At 68.8% G+C, this 19,730-nt stretch carries 10 protein-coding genes and 1 pseudogene; all 11 read right to left on the bottom strand.

Features of this window, described 5'->3' with window-relative positions:
- Positions 1-74: 74 nt before the first annotated feature.
- Positions 75-1,856 carry a CTP synthase gene (locus tag U9983_RS19030; protein ID WP_322755335.1) on the bottom strand — a complete coding sequence of 594 codons (1,782 nt, stop codon included), beginning with the start codon at positions 1,854-1,856 and terminating at the stop codon, positions 75-77.
- A 140-nt stretch (positions 1,857-1,996) separates the two neighbouring features.
- Positions 1,997-2,398, bottom strand: a complete 402-nt coding sequence (locus U9983_RS19025) for a PIN domain-containing protein (RefSeq protein ID WP_322755334.1) — start codon at positions 2,396-2,398, stop codon at positions 1,997-1,999.
- Positions 2,399-2,421: 23 nt separating this feature from the next.
- Positions 2,422-2,682 carry a hypothetical protein gene (locus U9983_RS19020; protein ID WP_322749781.1) on the bottom strand — a complete coding sequence of 87 codons (261 nt, stop codon included), beginning with the start codon at positions 2,680-2,682 and terminating at the stop codon, positions 2,422-2,424.
- A gap of 1,231 nt (positions 2,683-3,913) precedes the next feature.
- Positions 3,914-5,353: an ATP-binding protein gene (locus U9983_RS19015; RefSeq protein WP_322755336.1), complete on the bottom strand. Its 1,440-nt coding sequence runs from the start codon at positions 5,351-5,353 to the stop codon at positions 3,914-3,916.
- 471 nt (positions 5,354-5,824) lie between these two features.
- The gene (locus U9983_RS19010; protein ID WP_322755333.1) at positions 5,825-7,726 is read right to left on the bottom strand and encodes a hypothetical protein; all 1,902 of its coding nucleotides are present in this window, start codon (positions 7,724-7,726) and stop codon (positions 5,825-5,827) included.
- Positions 7,727-7,801: 75 nt separating this feature from the next.
- A pseudogene (locus tag U9983_RS27970) lies at positions 7,802-8,212 on the bottom strand (DUF4157 domain-containing protein); the annotation flags it as partial.
- A 93-nt stretch (positions 8,213-8,305) separates the two neighbouring features.
- Complete coding sequence (locus U9983_RS19005; RefSeq protein WP_322755332.1) at positions 8,306-9,940, bottom strand: eCIS core domain-containing protein; 1,635 nt, start codon at positions 9,938-9,940, stop codon at positions 8,306-8,308.
- A 12-nt stretch (positions 9,941-9,952) separates the two neighbouring features.
- The gene (locus U9983_RS19000; protein ID WP_322755331.1) at positions 9,953-11,377 is read right to left on the bottom strand and encodes a DUF6519 domain-containing protein; all 1,425 of its coding nucleotides are present in this window, start codon (positions 11,375-11,377) and stop codon (positions 9,953-9,955) included.
- A gap of 45 nt (positions 11,378-11,422) precedes the next feature.
- Positions 11,423-13,741 carry a hypothetical protein gene (locus U9983_RS18995; RefSeq protein ID WP_322755330.1) on the bottom strand — a complete coding sequence of 773 codons (2,319 nt, stop codon included), beginning with the start codon at positions 13,739-13,741 and terminating at the stop codon, positions 11,423-11,425.
- Positions 13,738-17,151: a putative baseplate assembly protein gene (locus tag U9983_RS18990; RefSeq protein ID WP_322755329.1), complete on the bottom strand. Its 3,414-nt coding sequence runs from the start codon at positions 17,149-17,151 to the stop codon at positions 13,738-13,740. The genes U9983_RS18995 and U9983_RS18990 overlap by 4 nt, the downstream gene beginning before the upstream one ends.
- Positions 17,148-19,730: putative baseplate assembly protein (locus U9983_RS18985; protein ID WP_322755328.1), on the bottom strand; the 2,583-nt coding region annotated here is incomplete at its 5' end. The genes U9983_RS18985 and U9983_RS18990, both read right to left, overlap by 4 nt.

The raw sequence follows: 19,730 nt of genomic DNA, 5'->3' as shown, positions 1-19,730 counted from the left end.
GGAGCTGAAGGCCACCGCATGATCGACGGTGTTCGCCGCGGGCTCGCTCGCAGCCACCCCGCCTGGATACCCGCTCACGACGACACCAGTTCCTCTCCGTCGCAGCCTCTAGACGGTCCGCGTCCGTCCAGTGGGCCGATCTCGTGGTTTGCAGTGTCGCGGTTTGCAGTGTCGTGGTCCGCGATGTCGGCCGGAACCTCGACCGGTAGCATTCCGGTGCGCTGTTCGGCATGGGTCACCGCCGCCGCGGCCAACGCCCGGAACAGCGGGTGGGCCCGGGTCGGTCGGGATCGGAACTCCGGGTGCGCCTGGGTGCCCACGTAGAACGGATTGTTCCCGGTCGTGAGCTCGACGACCTCGACGAGCCGACCGTCCGGCGAGGTCCCCGAGATCACCAGGCCGGCGGCGGTGAGCCGGTCCCGGTAGTCGTTGTTGACCTCATAGCGGTGCCGGTGACGCTCACCGACCTCGGCGACCCCGTACACCCGCCGGGCCACCGTCCCCGGAACCAACACGCACGGGTAGCGGCCCAGACGCATGGTGCCGCCCATATCCCGCTCACCGGCGACCACCGCCCGCTGGTCGGCCATGGTGGAGATCACCGGATGCGGGGTGTCCGCGTCGAACTCGGTCGAGTTCGCCCCCACCAGCCCGGCCATGTTGCGGGCCGCCTCGATCACCATGCACTGCAGGCCCAGGCACAACCCCAACGCCGGGATCGCGTTCATCCGCGCGTGACGCAGCGCCTCGATCTTCCCCTCGATGCCGCGGATGCCGAAACCACCCGGCACGAGCACGCCGTCGACGCCATCCAATGCGGATGCGGTGGTCTCCACCGACGAGCAGGAGTCCGAGGGCACCCAGCGGATCTCCACCCGGGCGTTCACCGCGAAGCCACCCGCGCGCAACGCTTCGGTCACCGACAGGTAGGCGTCCGGCAGGTCGACGTACTTGCCGACGATCGCGACGGTGACCATCTTGGCCGGGCAGTGAACACGGCGCAGCAGGGTGTCCCACTCGGTCCAGTCGACGTCGCGAAAGGGCAGGCCCAGGCGGCGGACCGCATAGGCGTCGAGCCCCTCGCGGTGCAGCACCTTCGGAATGTCGTAGATCGATACCGCATCCGGCGCACCGACCACGGCCTCGTCGTCCACATCGCACATCAACGCAATCTTGTTCTTGAGTGCGTCCGGCAGCGGGCGGTCAGACCGGGCGACCACCGCATCCGGCTGAAGGCCGATACTGCGCAGTGCCGCCACCGAGTGCTGCGTCGGCTTGGTCTTGAGCTCGCCGGAGGGAGCCAGGTACGGCACCAGGCTCACGTGCACGGTCAGGACGTTGTCACGGCCTACCTCGTGGCGGACCTGCCGGATCGCCTCGAGGTAGGGCAGGGACTCGATGTCGCCGACCGTCCCGCCCACCTCGGTGATGACCACGTCCACCTCGTCGGTGGCGAGCCTGCGGATCCGGCCCTTGATCTCGTCGGTGATGTGCGGTATGACCTGCACCGTCTGCCCGAGATAGTCGCCCCGGCGTTCTCGGGCGATCACCTCCGAGTAGACCTGGCCGGTGGTGACGTTCGCGCTGCCGTCGAGGTCGACGTCCAGGAACCGTTCGTAGTGGCCGATGTCGAGGTCTGTCTCGGCACCGTCATCGGTGACGAAGACCTCCCCGTGCTGGAACGGGTTCATCGTGCCGGGGTCGACGTTGAGGTAGGGATCAAGCTTCTGCATGGTGACCCGTAGGCCACGTGCCTTCAGGAGACGACCGAGGCTGGATGCGGTGAGCCCCTTGCCGAGACTGGAGGCCACACCTCCGGTCACAAAAATGTGCTTGGTCACGTGCGCCTGCGCCACGCTGAGACCCTTCCGTGGGTATCGCCGGCCGGATCCGTACCTGGCCGGTCCACGGGATTTCACGGTAACACCCCTGCCCACGGCCTGCTCACGCGCAGGTCACCGATGCCGGCACCGGCCAGGCTCAGACCTTGACCGGCTCAGACCTTGACCGGCTTGACCCGCCGTTGGGGTGGCACGCCCGGCTCGGTGGTGAGCACCGCGAGGTCCTCGGGATCGGACGTCAGCACCAGCACCGGTCGCGGCTGCTCCAGCGCCGTCGCGGCCACGACTGCCTCGACGGCGTAGCGGTGGCCGTCGAGCCCGGTCTCGTCGAGGAGCGCCGCGGCGCGCTTGGCGATGTCCTCGGTCACCGCGACGATCCGGATATGGGGTACAGCCCATGCCAGCGCTTCGCGCCGTGGACCATCGGGCCGCCGCACCTCCACCAGCGTAAGCGTGGATGCAATCACCACCGCACCACGAAGCCGTGCGGCTTCGACCCGGCGCACCACGTCGCCATCCCTGTCGGCGAGAAGCGAGAGCCCCTGTGAGTCCAGCACCAGGGTGCCACCGCCGGGAGTGCTCAGTCGGCGTCGGGCCATTCCGCCAGAGCCTCCCGCACCCCGTCGACGTCAAGGGGGCCGTGCTCGTGCTCGTAGTCCTCGACGATCTCCTGCAGCTGCCGCATGTGGACCCAGTGCGCGAGCGCCTCGGTGGCCGCGGCGGAGAACCCACGCGGCCCAGTACGCGCCTCGACCTCACGGATGAGGTCTTCCGGGAAGGACGTGCTGCGTTTGACCGCACGCCCGGTGAAGGGCGGCTCCGCGGCAGAGGTAACGGCCATGCCGTCATTATTGCTACTTCCAGTGGCAATCGCAAAGTCAACTCACTAAGAGCGCCCGGCAATAGGGGCGTGAATCAGGGATCGGGGCCGGGGCGCGTAGATCGCGAGGCGGAGGAGGGAGCCACCGGAGGTTGTTGGTGTCGACCGGCGGCACCCGAAACGATCTGCGGCCATGGTGTGACTGCCCAGTCCGCCGCCCGTGGAGCTGCCGGCCACCGTAGGTGCGGCGGGCCGACCGGGCAGCGCCGCGAGCGGCGGCAATCCGGTCGCGCGCAGGTCACCGATGCCAGCACAGCACGAGGGGTAGGTGGTTTTAGCTGTGATAATGACGATTTCCACCTACCCATCGCCTGCGCGCGCATGTGGGGGTAGGTGGCTTCGGTTGTGATAATGACCGTTCCTACCTACCACTCCGAGTCCCGGACACCTGCCTGACGCCGCAAACCCGAATGGACTGGCCGTCACCGCACCGGCCTGACTGGGCGGGAAGCGATGGGCACGATTACGTCGGCAGGCCGTGCGCGGCCGTGCGGGCCGGGCTGGTACGCGACCGCAGCCGACTCGAACGGGGTCAAACAAGATCAAACTGGCGGCGTCCAGTCAGACCATCCCGAGTCCGGCAGAGGCTCACCGTCGGGACCATAACCAGGCGCCCAGATCGTCTCGTAGCGCGGGCAGCGATCGACCACCGCACCAGGAAGCTCACCTTTTGCGCCGCCGCTACTTCTCGCACGGGCACATGCGGCACCGCGCGCCCGTCGGCACTCCTTGCACTGCACCCGGACCGCTGTGACCATTTGCCCGGGTTCGCCCGCCCGCTCGGTAGTCATCGGCTTGCGACCGTGCCCCGGCCGTTACAGCGCAGGCAGGTCATCGTGCCGCGGTCGACGGTACGAGACGAGGTGTAGTCCTTCCCACCCCGCTTCGTGCCGGCACTGCCCGACGACGCTCCGCCGCCGGTATTTCCCCGCTTGTTCCAAACCACGACTTCAGAATAGACAACGTCGCACCCCGTCGTGCCGAAGAGCTGATCAAAAGAGCGGACGACCATGCGGCCATGATTCTCCAGCCGCCACCTTCACTTCGCCGTGCCGCCGAGCGGCAGGATCCAGGCCACCTGACCACCGAACATGACGTGCACGGACCGCACCGGTCCAGTTCGCGGCCAGCTGGACTTGCGCAACCCGCCGGTCACGGCTTACACCTCTACTTACCACCTTGATCCAACAAACTACCGGTACTCGCTGGCCCGCTGGTAGGTGGTGGGTCGTCCCCTGCCGCCGTGCTGGGTTACCAGTCCCCGGGCGCGCAGACCACGAAGCACTTTCCGGATGTTGGGACCAGCCAGCTTAAGATCTTGTTCGAGGTCGGCGACGGTCCGCGCTCCGTCTGCGAGTGCCTGGTAGATCCGCAGCTCGGTGCCGTTCAGCCGGGGCTCGGTGGCGGTGGTGGTTGTTGTGGGCTGGTGCAGGACGACGGTGAAGCGGATGCCGCTGTCGATGTAGTGGGCCGGGGGTAGGTGGTAGTCGGCGAGCGCTTCTGTGATGATCGGGATGCCGCTGGCGAGGGCCTCGATGACCCGAGCGCCGGTCTGCGGGGAGCGGACATGTTGGCAGATGGCGACGAGTCGGGCGTTGCGCGCGGATGTCACCACGTCCCGCCCGAGCCGGTCGACGGTGATGCCGTAGAGCCCGCCGGGGTTTGAGACGACGAGACGGTCTCGGCGTAGTCGGACCTCAATAGCCAGACCGATGGACCAGTGATCGAGATCGCGATGGACCAAGGCGTTGGCGATCAGCTCGCGGAAAGCGAGAAGCGGGTAGGCGGTGCGGTCGTGGACCGTGCCGTCCGGCTCGGAGACTATCGTGGTGTCGGCGGTGCGCCGGGCCCACAGCAGTGCGGCGTCGAGCATCCGGGGGATCGACCCGGTGATCGTGGTCTGGTTTCGGGCGCGTGTTCCGGCGGGATCGCCGGGCAGAGGGTGAGCCGACGCCTGAATGACGTACCGGGGAAACCACTGCTGGGGATGGACGCCGAGCGCGAGCAGTCCCGCGACAGTGGGTTGGCCGCCGGTGAGTGTGACACCCGCGCGACACAGGAGTTCGGCATCGTCATCGAAACGGCCGAGTCCGCTCGGGTCGCGTTCCCGGACTGCGTCAAGGAAGGTCTCGACGAGCTCGATGTCGAGGTCGTCGAGGCGTGCGTCTTCGACTGGTGAGCGGTCGAACAACGGTGGCCGGCGCGGTGGCCGGCGCGCGGCGAGGAATCCCTGTTCCTCCAGCGCGGACAGGGTGTAGTCGCCGTCATACCCGCGCAGGTACGACGCGCCGGTCGCTGTGACGCGGCAGGGTTTGGTGGATCGGTCGCATTCGTGCACCTGGGCGACGACGACAGGCTCGCCGTCGGCGATGCCGTCGTCGATCGTGAGGCGGACGGGTGGGGTGAACGCGCGGGCCTTGGCCGCCAAGCCCTGTTTGAGTGCCTGCGGGTCGACGATCCGGACCGGTCGGAACCCGAGCCGCTCGTCGAGACCGAGGATGATCGTGCCGCCGCCCGGCAGGTTCGCCAGGGCGCTCAGCGTCGCGGTCAACGAGGCGGGCAGCCCACCCGCAGCCGATTTGACCTCGATATCCGTTGTGTCGCCGCCGACCGCTCGCAGCTCGGCGATCATTCCGCTCACGTCGATGACCACACCCAAATGTAACCACAGACCAGTTACATTACGTCGTGGCGGTTACATTTGCGGGGTGTGCCGCGGAGTCAACGCTCACGATGTCAGTTCTGTGGCCGTCAGGGCAGCAGGTTGCCGGCGAGATGGCCGTGCGTCAGCGGCGCGAGGATCAGCGCCGGATGCCCGTCGGGTGCCACGTTCCAGTGCGTGGGGTTGGCGCTTGCCAGGTCCACACCGGCGTCCCCGGTTGGCCGGGTCGAATCCCGTGACCGCCCACGGCGCGGTGGGTCGCGGCGCCACGTTCACCCTCTCCCTCCCGGCGGCACCGGCCTGACGCAACCCGGCCGCTACGCCGCCCCCGCTACGCCGGAGCCCTGCAGCTACAGTTGTCCTGAAGATTGCGGGAGAACGGGACTCTGAAGCGCGGAAAAATGGTACTCACGCGCCAGGGTGTTGGGCCATGGCCTCCCGTCATCTGAGGGGGATCTCAACTCCGATCCGCCCCTGGGTCTTGCTCCCGGGTCCGAGCCAAGCGCCGGTCACACCCGGCCTGTCCTCACCGGCCGGTGCTCTTCCCTCTGGCAGGGTCGACTGCTGCGAGCGGCTGCCAGCAAACAAGGTGGCGTCGAATACTGGAAGCCACGGGAGATTCACATCGCGGAGGTGGATTCCGACCTCGGTCGAGACGCCGGCCTCCACGCCTGCGCGTACCCCGCCCTGGTCGTTATACCGCACGATACCTCGGCCGTCAGCGCCGATACGGAATTCAAAAGCAGCCCGCATCGGGCCCACTAGATGCACAAAGCCGCTACGGACACTCAAAGTCGCTGTGCCGCCGACCTCAGTGTCATGGGTACCGCCGACCGCCTGCGACGACAGCGTAAGCCGCAGCCGGAACTCGGCGTCGCTCAGCGAGCGGTCCTCGATCAGGTCGAGCATGGTACGAGCCCGCAACCCAAGGGAGGCGTACGGCTCAGTCGGTTCCTGCTTCCAGTCGAACAGAGCGATACCCAGCGATCTGTGTACCCAGTTCGACTGGATCTCCTCACCCAACCATGTGCTATTCACGCCCAATCTGGTAAGGAGGGTGATATTCCGCGTCCCGTTCCCTGCGATGCGGTAATCGAAGTCGGCATAGACCAGACCCTTATAGCCGCCGGTCCCAGGTCCGGGTTGCCCTGGGTACAATCCCGGGCCGTATCCCAGCAGTCGCTTCGGTGGGCCTCCTTTCAGCGGGGTCCAGATCTCGAGGTTGTAGCCGCCCGAGACCCAACCCCGTCCCGTGTTGACGAAATTGACGCGCACGTGGGCGCTCACCGTCAACTCCTGGTCAGCGCCGCCACCGATGTTGGGAAAAGGCCCACGGCCATCATTGGTGTAAATAATGGTAACCGACTCGACAGAGGGAATCACCTGACTCCCCGACAGCGTGGTATCTGCAAGGTCCGCGAGGTGAAATGCCTGCTCCGCACTCGCTGTTATCTCCCACGCCTGCTTTCCCATCATGCCCTCAGGCATCGGGACCTTTCTTGGCGTATCCGCACGGGCGAGGCGGTCGAGTTGAGCAAGAGCGGCCAAGGGCTCGTGCCGAGGAACGGTTCCGCTGCCCGCGGGTACCACCACAGGTAGAGTTCCGGCTGGACTGACGGGACTCTCTCGCATTGGATCTGCTGAACTTCGCGGTGGCCCAGGCCCGCCGGCCAGCGAGCGGCTGAGAACACCCCCTGCATCCTTCGACCGGAGCAGACCTGCGATGTCCACCTGGAGACCGACGCCCAGTCCGCCCCCCCGCGTATGGAGCACAATGTCGATGTTGTCGAGCCACGGAGAACCAAGCTGGGGTTTTGGGACCACAGCGCCGTCGAGGGCGCTGCGAATGTCCTCGTCGGCCAGTATCGGTGCAAAAATGGCAATCCCGTTGACAACGACAAAGGCCTTCTGATCTGACGAGAGCCGCCGCCAGTCGCGCAGAAGTGCCGCCTTGGCTGAGTCGAGCACCACGTCCACTCCGGGAATACGGGCTATGGCGTCGCGCAGATCCCCGCCGGTGCCGGGTCGCGCGACCGGTTCCTTACCAAGTCCTGATTGCTGATTTCCTTGAAGCCACGACGGACCCGTCGCCGCCTTCAGCGGCCCGAGCCGCAACAACACCGAAAAGTTAGGAATCTCGTCAAGTAGTGGCAAAAGGAGCGCTTCGGGGAATAAGTCCGTTGCGGAGTCATCGTCCGTCCGGGATACCACCGGCGCGTCACGCGCGGACGGCATCACATTCTGCGCCTGATCATTCACCCTGGTCGCTGGCTGGCGCATGAGCATGCGGGGTGCAGGCCCGACAAGCGCGCTTACCCGGCGGCCCGCCAGGGCCTCGGTCACCGCCACGTCCGCGACCCGTTCCGCCGGGTCGCCTGGTTGCGAGACCGCCTCGGCGCGCCCGCTCTGCCCACGCTGCTGGACAGTGTGGGTCAGTTCGTGCGCAAGGGTGACCCGGCCAGCCCGCGACGCCGGATCGTAGGCACCGGCACGAAAGAAGACATCGTTGCCAACGGTGAACGCAGCCGCGTCAACACGACGGGCAAGACGATCTGCATACGGATCATGATGGACCCGTACAGAGGCAAAGTCCGTGTTGAAAGCGGATTCCATCGCGGCTCTCGCGCCAGCCTGGAGGGGAACACCGGAGCCTCGCGCCCTTTCAACCGCGTCGGTCACGTCACTCGCCACCCGGCCGGACGGCTCGCCCCGCACGATACTGCGGCCAGCGGAACGATGCGATATCGGTACCTGAGCCGCTCGCGCGGCACGGCTGGGGTTAGGCTGCTGCCGAGCATGCTCAGTACTCCGTGAAACGCTCTCCTTCATCGCCGCCCCCTGTTTCGCACCCGAATCAAACCAACCGTCAACAAGGTGCCACACTCAATCAGTGCGGATATTCCGTGCGGCCACAAACCTCCTCTATTGTTGGCCTTTCTCATGGCCCGGTGCCGGTTGGATGGGGATCAATCCGAAGGCCGCACGGAAGGACCCGCTGAGATCGGAAGTCAGCTGCAGAGGAGAATCCGGGAAACGCCCAGTCGGGTCGAAGAAACTGACCTCCACCCGCCGATTGAGCGTCCGGAGCCGCTCCAAGGAAGGACTGAGACCATGCTGCTCCACCGCTGGTTCTGGATAGGCCGGGGCCGTCTCTCCGGCGGCCAGTGTGTGCAGTCGAGCTGCATCGATGCCCGCGGTAACGAGCTCAGCGCGGACCGCCTCTGCCCGACGCACGGACAGGCCCATGTTGTATTTCTCTCGACCCTCGAGCGACGTGTGCCCGGTGAGGACGACATGCACATCTGGAAGCAAATCCAGGATATCCTTCAGCTGGCGAAACGTCTCGGTGCTCTCCGGACGGCGTAGCGTCGAGTCGTAGAAAAAATGCAACGTGAGGCCCGGAAGCGGAGCGGGCACCAAAGGCGGTGGCGCGACGGGCCGCCCAGGGCCGTCAGGAACAACAGGACGGTCCGGACCATTGGGCCGGTCGGTTCGCGGCCGTTGCGGTGCCGACGGTAGACATACATAGGGGATCTTCGTGCTAGCTCCCAGGGCTATTCCCAATGTGAAAGTAACAGTGTCAAATGTGCTTCCTTCGAAGCCCAGGGACAGCCCCGGCTGGACGATAACGGTCCCGCCACGGAATGAGCCAGACAATCCCACCTGCCATCGGTTCTTGCCGAAGTCGACGACCGGGCCGCCCGGACGCTGCTGCTGGCCGAGGCTGGCGACGAGCCCCTGTACAGCTTCGTTGCACGCGTTGCTGTACTGCAGCTGGACGGCTAGCTCGGACTCAGGGATCCCCGGCAGGTTGAGACCCAGCACCTTGATGGGGTTCCGCAGGTCAATGCTGGCAAGGAGTTCGTGACGGCCGCGGAGAACGTCCAGGGTGAGCCCAATATTTTCCAGAGAGACACGCGGAGTGACCGTCGCAGACCGTTCGCTGTCGATCGGCGGCCCATCTCGTTGCACAACGGGGGTGGTGACGGAGCCAATCCGGACCGGAAGATCCGGTTGGCCCGAGGCTACGCGGGCCGCGGTGTGCTCCGCTGGGTCGGTACTGTCGCCCACCCGCAGTGAGGTGCCCAGCGGCGCGGGGTTGGCGGCCTGCTGGACGACGTGGGTGAGCTCATGGGCCAGCAGGCGACGGCCGGTGTCTGTGGCGGGGGAATACCGTCCCTCGTCGAACGCGATATGCGGGCCGACCGTGTAGGCGAGCGCATGAACGGCACGCGCCGACTGCGCGGCCTGAGTGTCGGTGTGTACCCGGACACGGCTGAAGTCCGCGCCGAACCGCGGCTCCATGACGGCGCGGGTCGGGGCGTCCAGCGCCCGGCCCGATGAACGCAGTACCTCGTGGACGATCGGTGGTGCCTCGTTCGCCGGTGTCGGACCGGCCGCCGAACGCCGCAGCGTCCCCGCGTTCTTCTCGCCGCAGGTGTCGCAGGTCCCCGCGGCCGCACGCCGGTCACAAGCGCACGCCCGCCGGAGAACACCGGCGCCGGGAGTGCGGGTCATCTCTTGCCGCCGTACACCTTGCCGGCCGTCGACTGCCATCTCCGCCATCCTTTACTTCGCCAGTGGGGTGATGGTGCGACGGAGATCGACGGCCTCGGGCATCTTGTCGGCATCGAAGCGGACCAGGGCAAGGGGCGCGGCGTAATAGGTGATACCGACGGGAGGCTTGGGGATCGGGTGCCCGTCGGTGTCCCGCGGCCATTCGACGTCGCCGATGGCCGTGCGGGCCGGGATGAGCCAGTAGTCGCCGCGTTCGTAGCGCCCACCCGCACCGAACTGGATCTGGATGCCGTCCTCCAGGTCCAGCCAATTGTCCTTCCCGTTGATCGTTTCGACAATCCGCAGCGCGTTGTCGGCCTCGCTGCGCACCGCACCACCCCGGGCCGGGGAACCCTCCTGCTGGTCCCAACGGCGCAGCAGCGGATGCAGCAAGGGGTTCTGGCCGGTGGCGGTCGACTGCGCGCCCGATCCCAAGGGTTCCAGCGTCACCACGAGATCCAGCGGGTCGATCGCGGCGACCCGGCGCAACGGCTCCGGCTTGCCTCGACGAACCGAATCGTCGTCGACGACCTCCACCCAGTCACCGACGTCCAGACCGAGGGTGTCGTCCCGGCCGAGCGAGGCAACCGTCACCTCGACGCCAACGTCGGCGTCCGCCGTTCCGAAGGTGACGATCGGGAACACCACGCTGCCGTTCTCCCGCGACCACTTGAACGTCGCGGTTCCTGGTTGAGCCGCCGTGCCGGCGGTGTCACCGGTGTGTACCTCGACCCGGTAGAGCTGGTTGTCCAGCCCGCGGTAACGCGCGTCCGGCGCGCTGATGCACGGGTCGGTGTCGGTGACCGACATGGCCTGCGCCCGCAACCGGCCGGTCCCGCCGGACAGGCTCGTCTCCCAGTCCAGCCACGCCTTGTGGATGGCATCTCGCGTCAGATTCGCGTCGAGCTTGTAGTCGGTGCCAGGTGTCTTGTCCGTCACGAGTACCTGCCAGACGATGCGGGACCTGGCGGCCGTGTCCGGACCGGTGTCACCGAGGGCGATCTCCCGCGTGGACGGGTCCTCGACGGAAGTGACAAGACGCTCGTGCACCCGCAGGTAAACGAGGAACGGCGAAGCAAGCAGTTCGCCCGGCGGGTCGGGGAGCAGATCCGGCTGGTAGAGATATGTCGCCGGCACCGGTTTGCCTGTGACGTCGACCGCGTCGTTCTCGCAGGGAATTCCGTGGACGTAGTAACGCCCCGGGGCAATGGTAAGATTCTTTATAGTGTTGCCGGCCATTTCGAGCTTGATTGCGAAGCTCTTTTCAGGCCCTCCGTGCGGTCCGATGACGTCGGCAGCGAGCGTCCGCAGGAAATGCTGGACGAGCAGCGCCTGCTCGTTGACGTCGGAATCGAGGGTGACGCGCCCCTGCTGGCTGAGGACCGCCGAGAAATGCTTGTCCGGCGCGAAGGTGAGGCGGGAGAAGTCGCCGTACATGCGGTCCCTCCGGGAGACTGGTGTCGGATGCGGTGAAGATCGGGCTCAGGTGACGACGACGATTCCGGCATCGGTTCCGGCCGGGACGAACTGGTCAAGACGCACCCGCAGGTTGGCGGCCCGCTGCGCGGTGAAAAGGTCGTGGAAGGCGCCGAGTTCGGATTCGTCGTCCGCCCCGGTACTGATCTCCGGAGCGGATCCGACGGCGAGCTGGGCATAGCCGGGGGTGCCGTAGCGGGAGCTGGTGAACCGCGGTCGCACCCGGCCCTCCTCCCGCACCCGGGCGAGCGTGGCCTCGGTCGCGTCGAGTCGGCCGAGGCGGACGGCCTCGTCGACGGCCGTGCGTACCCCGTCGGGCTGGCAGCCGTACCGGGCGGGCGTGCGTGAGCCGGGCGGGACATAGCAGAACCGGACGCAGCCGACCTGCCGGCGCACCACCCGGACCGGACCGGTGAAGATCGAATTCTCGGCCAGTTCGACGGCGTGCACGCGGATGTGCCCGAACACGGTCGTCCGCCGGACGGTCACCACCGCGTATGCGTGGCAGGCATCGGGTGCGCCAAGCGCATCCTGGTCGTCGTCGGTGGCGTCAAGGATGCTGTCGGCGATGCAGATCGACATCGGATCACTCGCACGTTCGTCCGCGCTGACCCTGACCGTGCCGAGGATGGCGCGTTCCACCCGCAGGCAGCCGACCTGGCCGGCGAGCTCGATGCTCGGTTCGGTACCGACCTCGGGCTCGCAGTCGTGCCCGAGGCTCCAGCCGGGCACCAGCGTGCAGTGCCGGACGACCACCTCCTCGACCGTCCCGCTGACCAGGATGCCCCGCCCAGAAACCAGCAGGCCGTCGAGGACGAGCCGCGGTGGCTGGTCGTCGCGGTCCGGCGCCGGGGCCAGCGCCGGGGCCAGCTCGGCCTCAGCCTCAGCCTCGGGGTGATCCGCCGGGCCGCGGACACGCAGGCTGTCCGGACGGTTGCCGTACCAGTTCAGCAGACGTAGCACCGGCCGTCTGCCCTGCGCGGCGCGCAGCTCCAACCGCTCTCCGTAGGCCAGGATGATCTCGATGGGCTCCTGGTAGGCACCGCTGTCGGTGATCTCGATGACCGCGTCCCGCAACGCCACGGCGTTCGGATCGGCCTGCTTGTCCGCCTGCCAGGCGGCGACGGCATCCATGATCTCCTGGTGCTGCTCGCCGGAGCCGACCCGATAGACCCTCCGCTGGACATCCGGGCCGGCTGTCGGTGACAGCGGCCGTTCGTACTCACCCCCGCCGAGGTCGTCGCTGAACCCGTAGCGGTAGCTCACCCACACCCCCGATTCGGGTGCCGCCCGTGGGGAGAAGGCGATCCGGCCCAACACCGGGTCGACGGCCACATCCTCGCCCTGCGGGCGGTATGCCCAGTCGCGCAGGTCCGCGGGCACGATCCGCTCGAGCGGGACGGGTCGGCGCTCGGCGTCCCGCCAGATGAACAGACTGCGCGTGAGGCCGTAGTAGTCGGCGGTGCGCTCGGCGAAGGCGCGTCGCCGGATAGGCACCGGCAGGTTGGTCTCCGTCGCGATGTGGGTCGGGTCCGGTTCGGGCGCCGGGCGGGCGAACAGCGGCGTGTCGTTGCCGAGCAGAGAGAAGGTGAAGTGGTGGCGGGCGGCGTCGATGCACAGCGCCGGGGCGTTCGTGACCGGGTAGGTCCGGAGCCGCCAGACGAACAGCGCCACGCTCGGGATGGCGTACCGGCGCGGCCGGCGGGCCGCGTTCGCACGGCTGACGGTGACGGTGTGCGCGAGCTCATCGAACGGCCCGTCCACGCGGTCGAGTGCGTCCCCGTGACGCAGGTCGGCGGTCCGGCCACGGCGCATCCGCCACGCGTTGTCCGCCGCTGCCGGTCGAAAGAGCCGAACCGGTGCGCTGACGCCGAGCAGCGGGGCGAACTCCACGGCACGGGCCGGCCAGCCGGCGACGTCGGCGGCGAGTTGTTCCAACAGGGCGAGGCTGCCCTTGCGGCGGTGGGTGTGAACCGTGTTCGCGACGTCGGCGCGAGACGCGATCGCCCTGGTCAGCGCCGTGGTCTGCGCGCTGGACGAGCCGCCCGCGCCCGGCTGTGGGCCGGGGTCCGCGGCCGGATGCAGGGGAACATGGCCGACGAGATCGCCGAGATAGGGGACGACCCAGTCTGCGCACGTCTCAATGAACCAGTTGTCGTAGAGCGCCTCGATGTCGCCCTCGACGATCTCCACCTGTTCGTTGATCACCTGAAGCAGGGCTCGTAGTGGCTCACCGAACTCGACATCCCGGATGCGATGGATGGCGGGCAGCAGCGCGTACAACCGGTCGAGGTCGGAGGCGAGATCGGGGTCGTGGCGGCTCATGAACGGATCTCCTGCAGAATCAGCGTCTCGGGCGCATCCGGACTCATGATCGCGAGCTGGGCCGGCAGAACCCCGATGCCGGGACCGGTAGCGGGGGGTTGCGCCGGTCTGCGCCGGGCCGGGTACACCCTGATCCGGGCCGGTGGCGTTCGGGCCGGTGGCGGCGACGTCAAGGTGCCTGCGAGCCCGTTGAGCTCACTGATGGTGATCGACTCTGGCACGGTGGCCAGGACGTCGACGTCGACGTAGTCGACCCCCGGCACCGCTTGTACGGTCGCGATCACATCGCTGCGGACGACATCCTGGCCGAGCTCGCGGCGGTCGAAGGAGAAGCGGTCGAACAGCGCGGCCCGGACCGCCGGCTCCACCCGCGTCCACAGGTAGTCGGGCAGCACCCGGATGTTCGCCGCGCACAGGATCAGTGCCAGATCCCGGACGGCGAGCCGGGTGGGCTGCGCCGGGTCGCCGTGGCGGGCCAGCGCCTGGCGCAACCCGCGGAACAGCTCGGAGTCCTCGTCGATCGGGATGTTCTCGGCGCCGGCGATCGTGACGTGGATGACGGTCCGCCGCCCGTCGGACAGCCTGGTCGCGGCGGCCTTGCCGATCCCGGCCCGTGCCCGCGCGAAGTCGGCGTAGTCCGACACCGACACCAGATGGTCGAGGGCGAGCAGGCCGACCGCGGCGTTGCGGCGCACCGCGTCCCGACCGTCGGGGTCGGCACCACCGGTGGCGGGCCGCGGGTTGGTGACCGTGCTGACCCGCGGCGGGCGGCTCTGCAACTGGGTGATCAGACCGGCGTCGACGTTGCCGGCCCGGCCGAGACCGACGCGGTAGGTCGCGGTGATGTTCTCCTGACCGGTCGCCGGCCGGGCGCCGTGCACACCGTCTCCGAACAGCACGATCGTGCCATCCGGTCCGGTCTGACCGGCGCCGGCATCCGCGCGGGTCAGATAGGTGTGGTCGGTGGGACCGGCGGCCATCAGGTCGTCGGTGGCCGCCCAGCGCACCCCGTTGACCCGGGTCACCAGGGTGGATTGCGCACCGGACGCCGCGGCGCTCGGCAGGTAGGTCAGCGGCGCCCGGCGCAGCGTGAACGCCTGGAACGGGGTGGACGCGTCGCCGCTGCCGAGCACCTGCGTGGCGGACTGCCCGTGGGTCGCGCGCACCACGTTGCCGCTGATCCGCGCGGTGTCGCAGCGGTAGGTGTAGCGCAACGGCGCGGCAAGAGTGATCGTGGTGTGCACGGTGTCGCCCGGACGGCCGTCCGCCACGCCCTGACTGACACCGGAAATCATCACGATCTCACTGCCGGGCACACCGGTGGTGCCCCCGATATCCGTGCGCTCACCGGAGACGATCAGATGACGTCCAGGTACCAGGCCGTCGTAGAGCCGGTCCAGCTCGATCGTCGCCCCCGCGATGTCGGCGGAGCACGGCTCCCAGGCGAGCTCGATGGGCTCACTGCGGAACCGGACCGAGGTGTTGCGATGGGCGGTCAGCAGCAGGTCCTCGCCGGACAGCCACGGCTGTTCGAGCGTGAGCTGGGTGACGGTCGCGGCGATACCGAAGGCGGACTTCGTCACCGTCTCGACCTTCGTCACCCGGGTCTTCAGGGGCCAGCCGGTACCGGTCCGGTCGGTCCGTTCGACCACGACCCAGCTGCCCGGGACGACCTGGTCGTACACCGCGTCCAGTGGAAGGACGTTGGGAGGCTTCGGCGGCAGCAACGACTCATCGCGGACGGTGAGCACACCGAGTTTGGCTTCGGCTTGCGGCCTCGGCTCCAGACCGACGGTGATGTGATGGCCGGGCAGCCTGCGCTCCACGCTCTGCCCGATCGCGGGCTGGTACTCGGTGTCACGATCGTCGTCGAGTGTCACGGTCATCGGCCCTCCGCCGTGACCGGCGACCAGCGAGACCGGGACCGACTGCGGCCCGACGACGGTGATCACACGCTGCACGGTCCCGCCGAAGGTGAAGGTCACCGTGGAGTTCCCGCTACCCACTGTGATCCGCACGGCGCCTGCAGGGAAATCGAGCCGTGCGTCGGCGTCGACAGATACCCCGGTGCGGGTGGTGTCCTGGTAACGGATGTCGGCCGTGAGCGCGCGGGTCTGATCATCGGAGGCTGTCGTCCCGTAGCGGATACTTACCTCGATCACTACAGTTCCGTTCAGCGGCCATTCCTCGGTGCCGATCGCCACCCCGCGGGCGTCGAGCACCGGTTTGCGGGGTGCGGTCGCGCCGAACGGGACGGCCCGCGCGCGCAACGCCTGCACGCTGCGCAGCTCGGGGGTGGGCGCGACCGCGGCGTTCGCCCACGCCCGGTACACCGTCCCGCCGATCTCCGGACGCAACGCCGCGAGCAGCTTCGGCACGGCGTCGGACCGCGTGGCGAGTGTCGCGCCGAATGATCGGCTCAGGTCGGCGGCGTGGTCGGGCTGGCGGGACGGTGGGCGGCCGAGGGCGTCGAGCCGGTCGCCGATCCATGTCAGTGGGTCGACGCCAGTATGGATCTCCCGCGCATCGCCGGTGCTGTCGCCGGACGTCTGGAGGGCGACCCGGGTGCGCCGCTCGGCCGGTTCAGGTGTGACGGAGAGGACGCGGCGCAGGACCTGCTCGCCCGCACCGGTTCCGAACACGAGCAGCAGCGGATCGTTCGGTCGCAGGCCGGTGGCCACACCGGCCAGATACAGCTCAGACCGCTTGCCAGCGTCCTTGAAGGTGATCCACGGTGGCCGGGTCCGCCGGGTCCGCAGCTCGTTCCAGCCGGCCCGGGCCACCATGTCGTCCATGGTCTCGAACACCTGCGGCAACTCGTCCGGACCGGGCACACTCTGCGCCCGGGAACCGGCCGGGATGACCACGTCGGCGTCACCGGCCGCGTCGACGTCGAGGGTGTAGGCGAGGTACACGCTCGCGCCCAGGCCCGGACGCGGCCGGTAGCCGACGAGCCGGGCGATCTCGACCACGGACGTGCGTTCGGTGGCGGTCCGCAGGTAGCCCTCGTTGGCGATGCGCTCCTGGTAGAAGGTGAGCACGTCCGCGACGGTCGCCCAGGCGTCCAACAAGGCGATGGACGGATCATTCGCCCGCCGCGCGGTCAGCCCGCGCAGCGGGTACCGGGCCTCGCCGGCAGAACCATCCAGGCCGTCAGAACCGTCCGGGCGGTCGCTCAGCGCATGATCCGACAGTGCGGCGAGCATCGTGGTGAGAAAGCTGCCGTGGGTGCCGACCCGGTAGGCGAGCGCGTCCAGCCCGGCCCGGTTGACCGTGGACGCCGGGGTCAGTCGTGCCGTCCCCGCGCAGCATGCGCCGGCCCCGCATGCGCCGGCCCCACAGCCGCCGCAGCCACAACCTGCCGCCGCAGCGCACGCAGCGCCACAGCCCGCCCGAGTCAGCCGATTCACCGTCCACCTCGCAGATCGAGTTCGAGCCGACCGTTACCGGGCCGGGCCGGGTCGTTGTCCAACCGGGCAACCTCGGCCGGACCGATGCGCAGCACACCGGCGTCGCGCTCCCCCTGGTCACCGGCGTAGAGCCGTTCGAACCGGGCCACCTCGACGCTGGTCACGCCGGGCACGGCCGCCGCGGCGGCGACGATCCGGCTGAGCCGGACAGGCTCGCCGAAGGTCAGGTTGTCCGGCTGGAACAGGCCGCTCCCGGTGGACGGTTGCCCGGTGGACGGTTGGCCGCCAACCGGCAGGCCGCGGCTGCCGAGCGCCGCGAGCAGCGCCGCCCGGACATGCCCGCGAATGACCTCGGGACGCACGCAGATGACAAGCTTCACCAGCAACGGCACATACCGGGCGGGGGTGACGACCACGTCGTGACCGATCCGGCGGTGGCGTTCGGCGTCGGCGCGGACCCGGCGCAGCAGCGCCGGCTCGGGGTCGGCCGCGCCCAGCGGATCGACGGCAAGGTGGATCTCGTACCAGCTGCCGTTCCAGCGTCGGACCGCGGCCGCCCGCTGTACACCCGGGACCGCCGTCGCGAGCGTGGCGTAGTCCTCGGGGGTGACCGCCCGTTCCAGCCGGGACCGGATCGCACCGGGCGCGCGCAGTTTCACCTCCCGCACCGGCTCCGGGTCGATGCCACCGGCCGCGGCCAACGGATTGCGGACCCCGGTGATACCGACCGGAGGCGGCTCACGGAAGACGATCCGGTTGATCGCATCGGCGCCGACGTTGCCGGCGACGCCGTTGCCGACCCGGTAGTCGGCGAGCAGCGTCCGGCCCGGCTCGACCGCCCGGCCGTGGACGCCGTCGCCGAACCGCAGGTGCACCACGCCGTCGTCATCGACCTCACCGACGACGTGGAAGTCGGTCGGCCCGCTGGCGAGCAGGTCCGGCCGGACCGCCCACCTCACTCCGTCACTCCAGCCCACGCCGGCATTCCAGCCCACGCCGTCCTTGCCCACGCCGGCCTTACTGGCACCTGCGCCCGGGGCACGCAGGTCGAGCACCGGCAGGGCGGCCCGGGGGTCCTGGATCAGAGCCACCGTGGCCGGTCCGTAGCGGGCCGGGTCATCCCCGGCGAGCCCGGTGGCGAAACGTGCACCGAGAACGTCGCGCACCTCGTCGACACCGTCGCGGCCCAACGGCAGGCCGGCGCGGGTACGGTGGGTGAGATCGGCGAGCCATCGCAGCGTGCCGCGCAGCAACCACCGGTGGCGGGCGAGCAGCCGTGCCAACGCCGAGGCCGCCTGCGCCGCCGTCAGCGGGTGCCGTGCCCCTGGACGCGGTGGCACCAGGCCGAGCCGCACCAGCTCCGCCCGCCCGAAGATGATCCGAAGCTCGTCGAGGACGGCCGCGTTCGGCACGAGCCCGCCGTACGCGGAGGTCCACAGCTCACGCAGGTGGTCGGCCAGCTCGTCCGGGATGCGCTCCAGCCGGGCCGCCTGGGCGGTGGCGATCCGGGTCGGGTCGGGAAACAGCACACGTTGTGTGACAGGAGAGTCGGGCAGCGTCAGGTCGGGGCGTCCAGGGGGACGCAGCCGCGGAGCCGGCTCGCCCACACCGGCGCAGCCGGCCGGTTGGGACGCGACAGCGGGGACAGAAAGTTCCCGTGGACGTTGCCCGCTACGGGACATGGTGCGGCCATGGTCGACCAGGATGACGTTGCCACGGACCACGCTCACCGGTTCGACGCGCTCACACGCGGGACCGGCAACGCAGGAGACGCACAGGTCGAAGGTGAGCGCATCGGCGTCCTCCCAGCCCACCTCGACGATCGGCTGACCCAGGCCAGCCTGGCCGAAGAGCGCGTCCACGCCGGGTGTGACCGAGGTCAGCCGTACCGCCTGGCGGTGCGTCGGGTCGGCGTCCGCCGCCACGCCGGTGCGGGGGCCGAGCACCTCCTCGAAGATCAGAACATCGCCGGGGTGCAGCGCCAGCGCCCGCGGCCGCTCGTCGCGCTCCCCGTCACGCTCACGGTCGAGCCAGTCGTCGCGCAGCGTGGCCCGGGTCGCCCCACGGGGCAGACAGCATTCGGTGTCGCCCCACGTCCACAGTCGGATGCAGTTGTATTGCGGGTTGAGGTCGACGGTGACGTCAAGCAGCGGCTCGAACACGGTGGCGCGCGCCAGCTCCGCGCGGACGTCGTCCAGGGCCAGGGCCGGCCCGGTGTTCGCGTCACCGCTGGGCCTGGCCGCGCCGGCGCTGGAGCCGGCGAGGAAGAAGTACGTGCCGGCAGGCAGCCGGAGCGGTGCTTCCACCTCGATCGACACCCAGGTACGGGCGTTGCAGCCGTCATGCATCCGGTAGTCGATCAGCCGGGCATGTCGCCGGACGGAGATCCGCCGGCGGGCGGTACCCAGGTATGCCTCGCCCGCCACCGCGTCCTGGTGGTAACTGAGGTGGTCACCGACGTAGGCGAGCAGCTCGACCAGGGTGACACCGAGATCGGGAAGGTGGCGTTCGGTCCAGCCCGGCATGATCAGAGCGAGCCGGTCGATGATCAGCTGATGAAAGCTGGCGTAGTCCTTGGC

Origin of the sequence: Protofrankia sp. Cas3, from assembly GCF_963555955.1 — a bacterium.
In the GTDB taxonomy this organism is placed as follows: domain Bacteria; phylum Actinomycetota; class Actinomycetes; order Frankiales; family Frankiaceae; genus Protofrankia.
The sequence above is the reverse complement of the archived record's forward strand: the minus strand, read 5'-3'. Positions and strand labels throughout refer to the sequence as shown.

Coding starts and splice junctions, on each gene's coding strand:
- U9983_RS18995 (WP_322755330.1), bottom strand. CDS start 13,741: ATGAGCCGCCACGACCCCGATCTCGCCTCCGACCTCGACCGGTTGTAC.
- U9983_RS19015 (WP_322755336.1), bottom strand. CDS start 5,353: ATGATCGCCGAGCTGCGAGCGGTCGGCGGCGACACAACGGATATCGAG.
- U9983_RS19020 (WP_322749781.1), bottom strand. CDS start 2,682: ATGGCCGTTACCTCTGCCGCGGAGCCGCCCTTCACCGGGCGTGCGGTC.
- U9983_RS19005 (WP_322755332.1), bottom strand. CDS start 9,940: ATGGCAGTCGACGGCCGGCAAGGTGTACGGCGGCAAGAGATGACCCGC.
- U9983_RS19000 (WP_322755331.1), bottom strand. CDS start 11,377: ATGTACGGCGACTTCTCCCGCCTCACCTTCGCGCCGGACAAGCATTTC.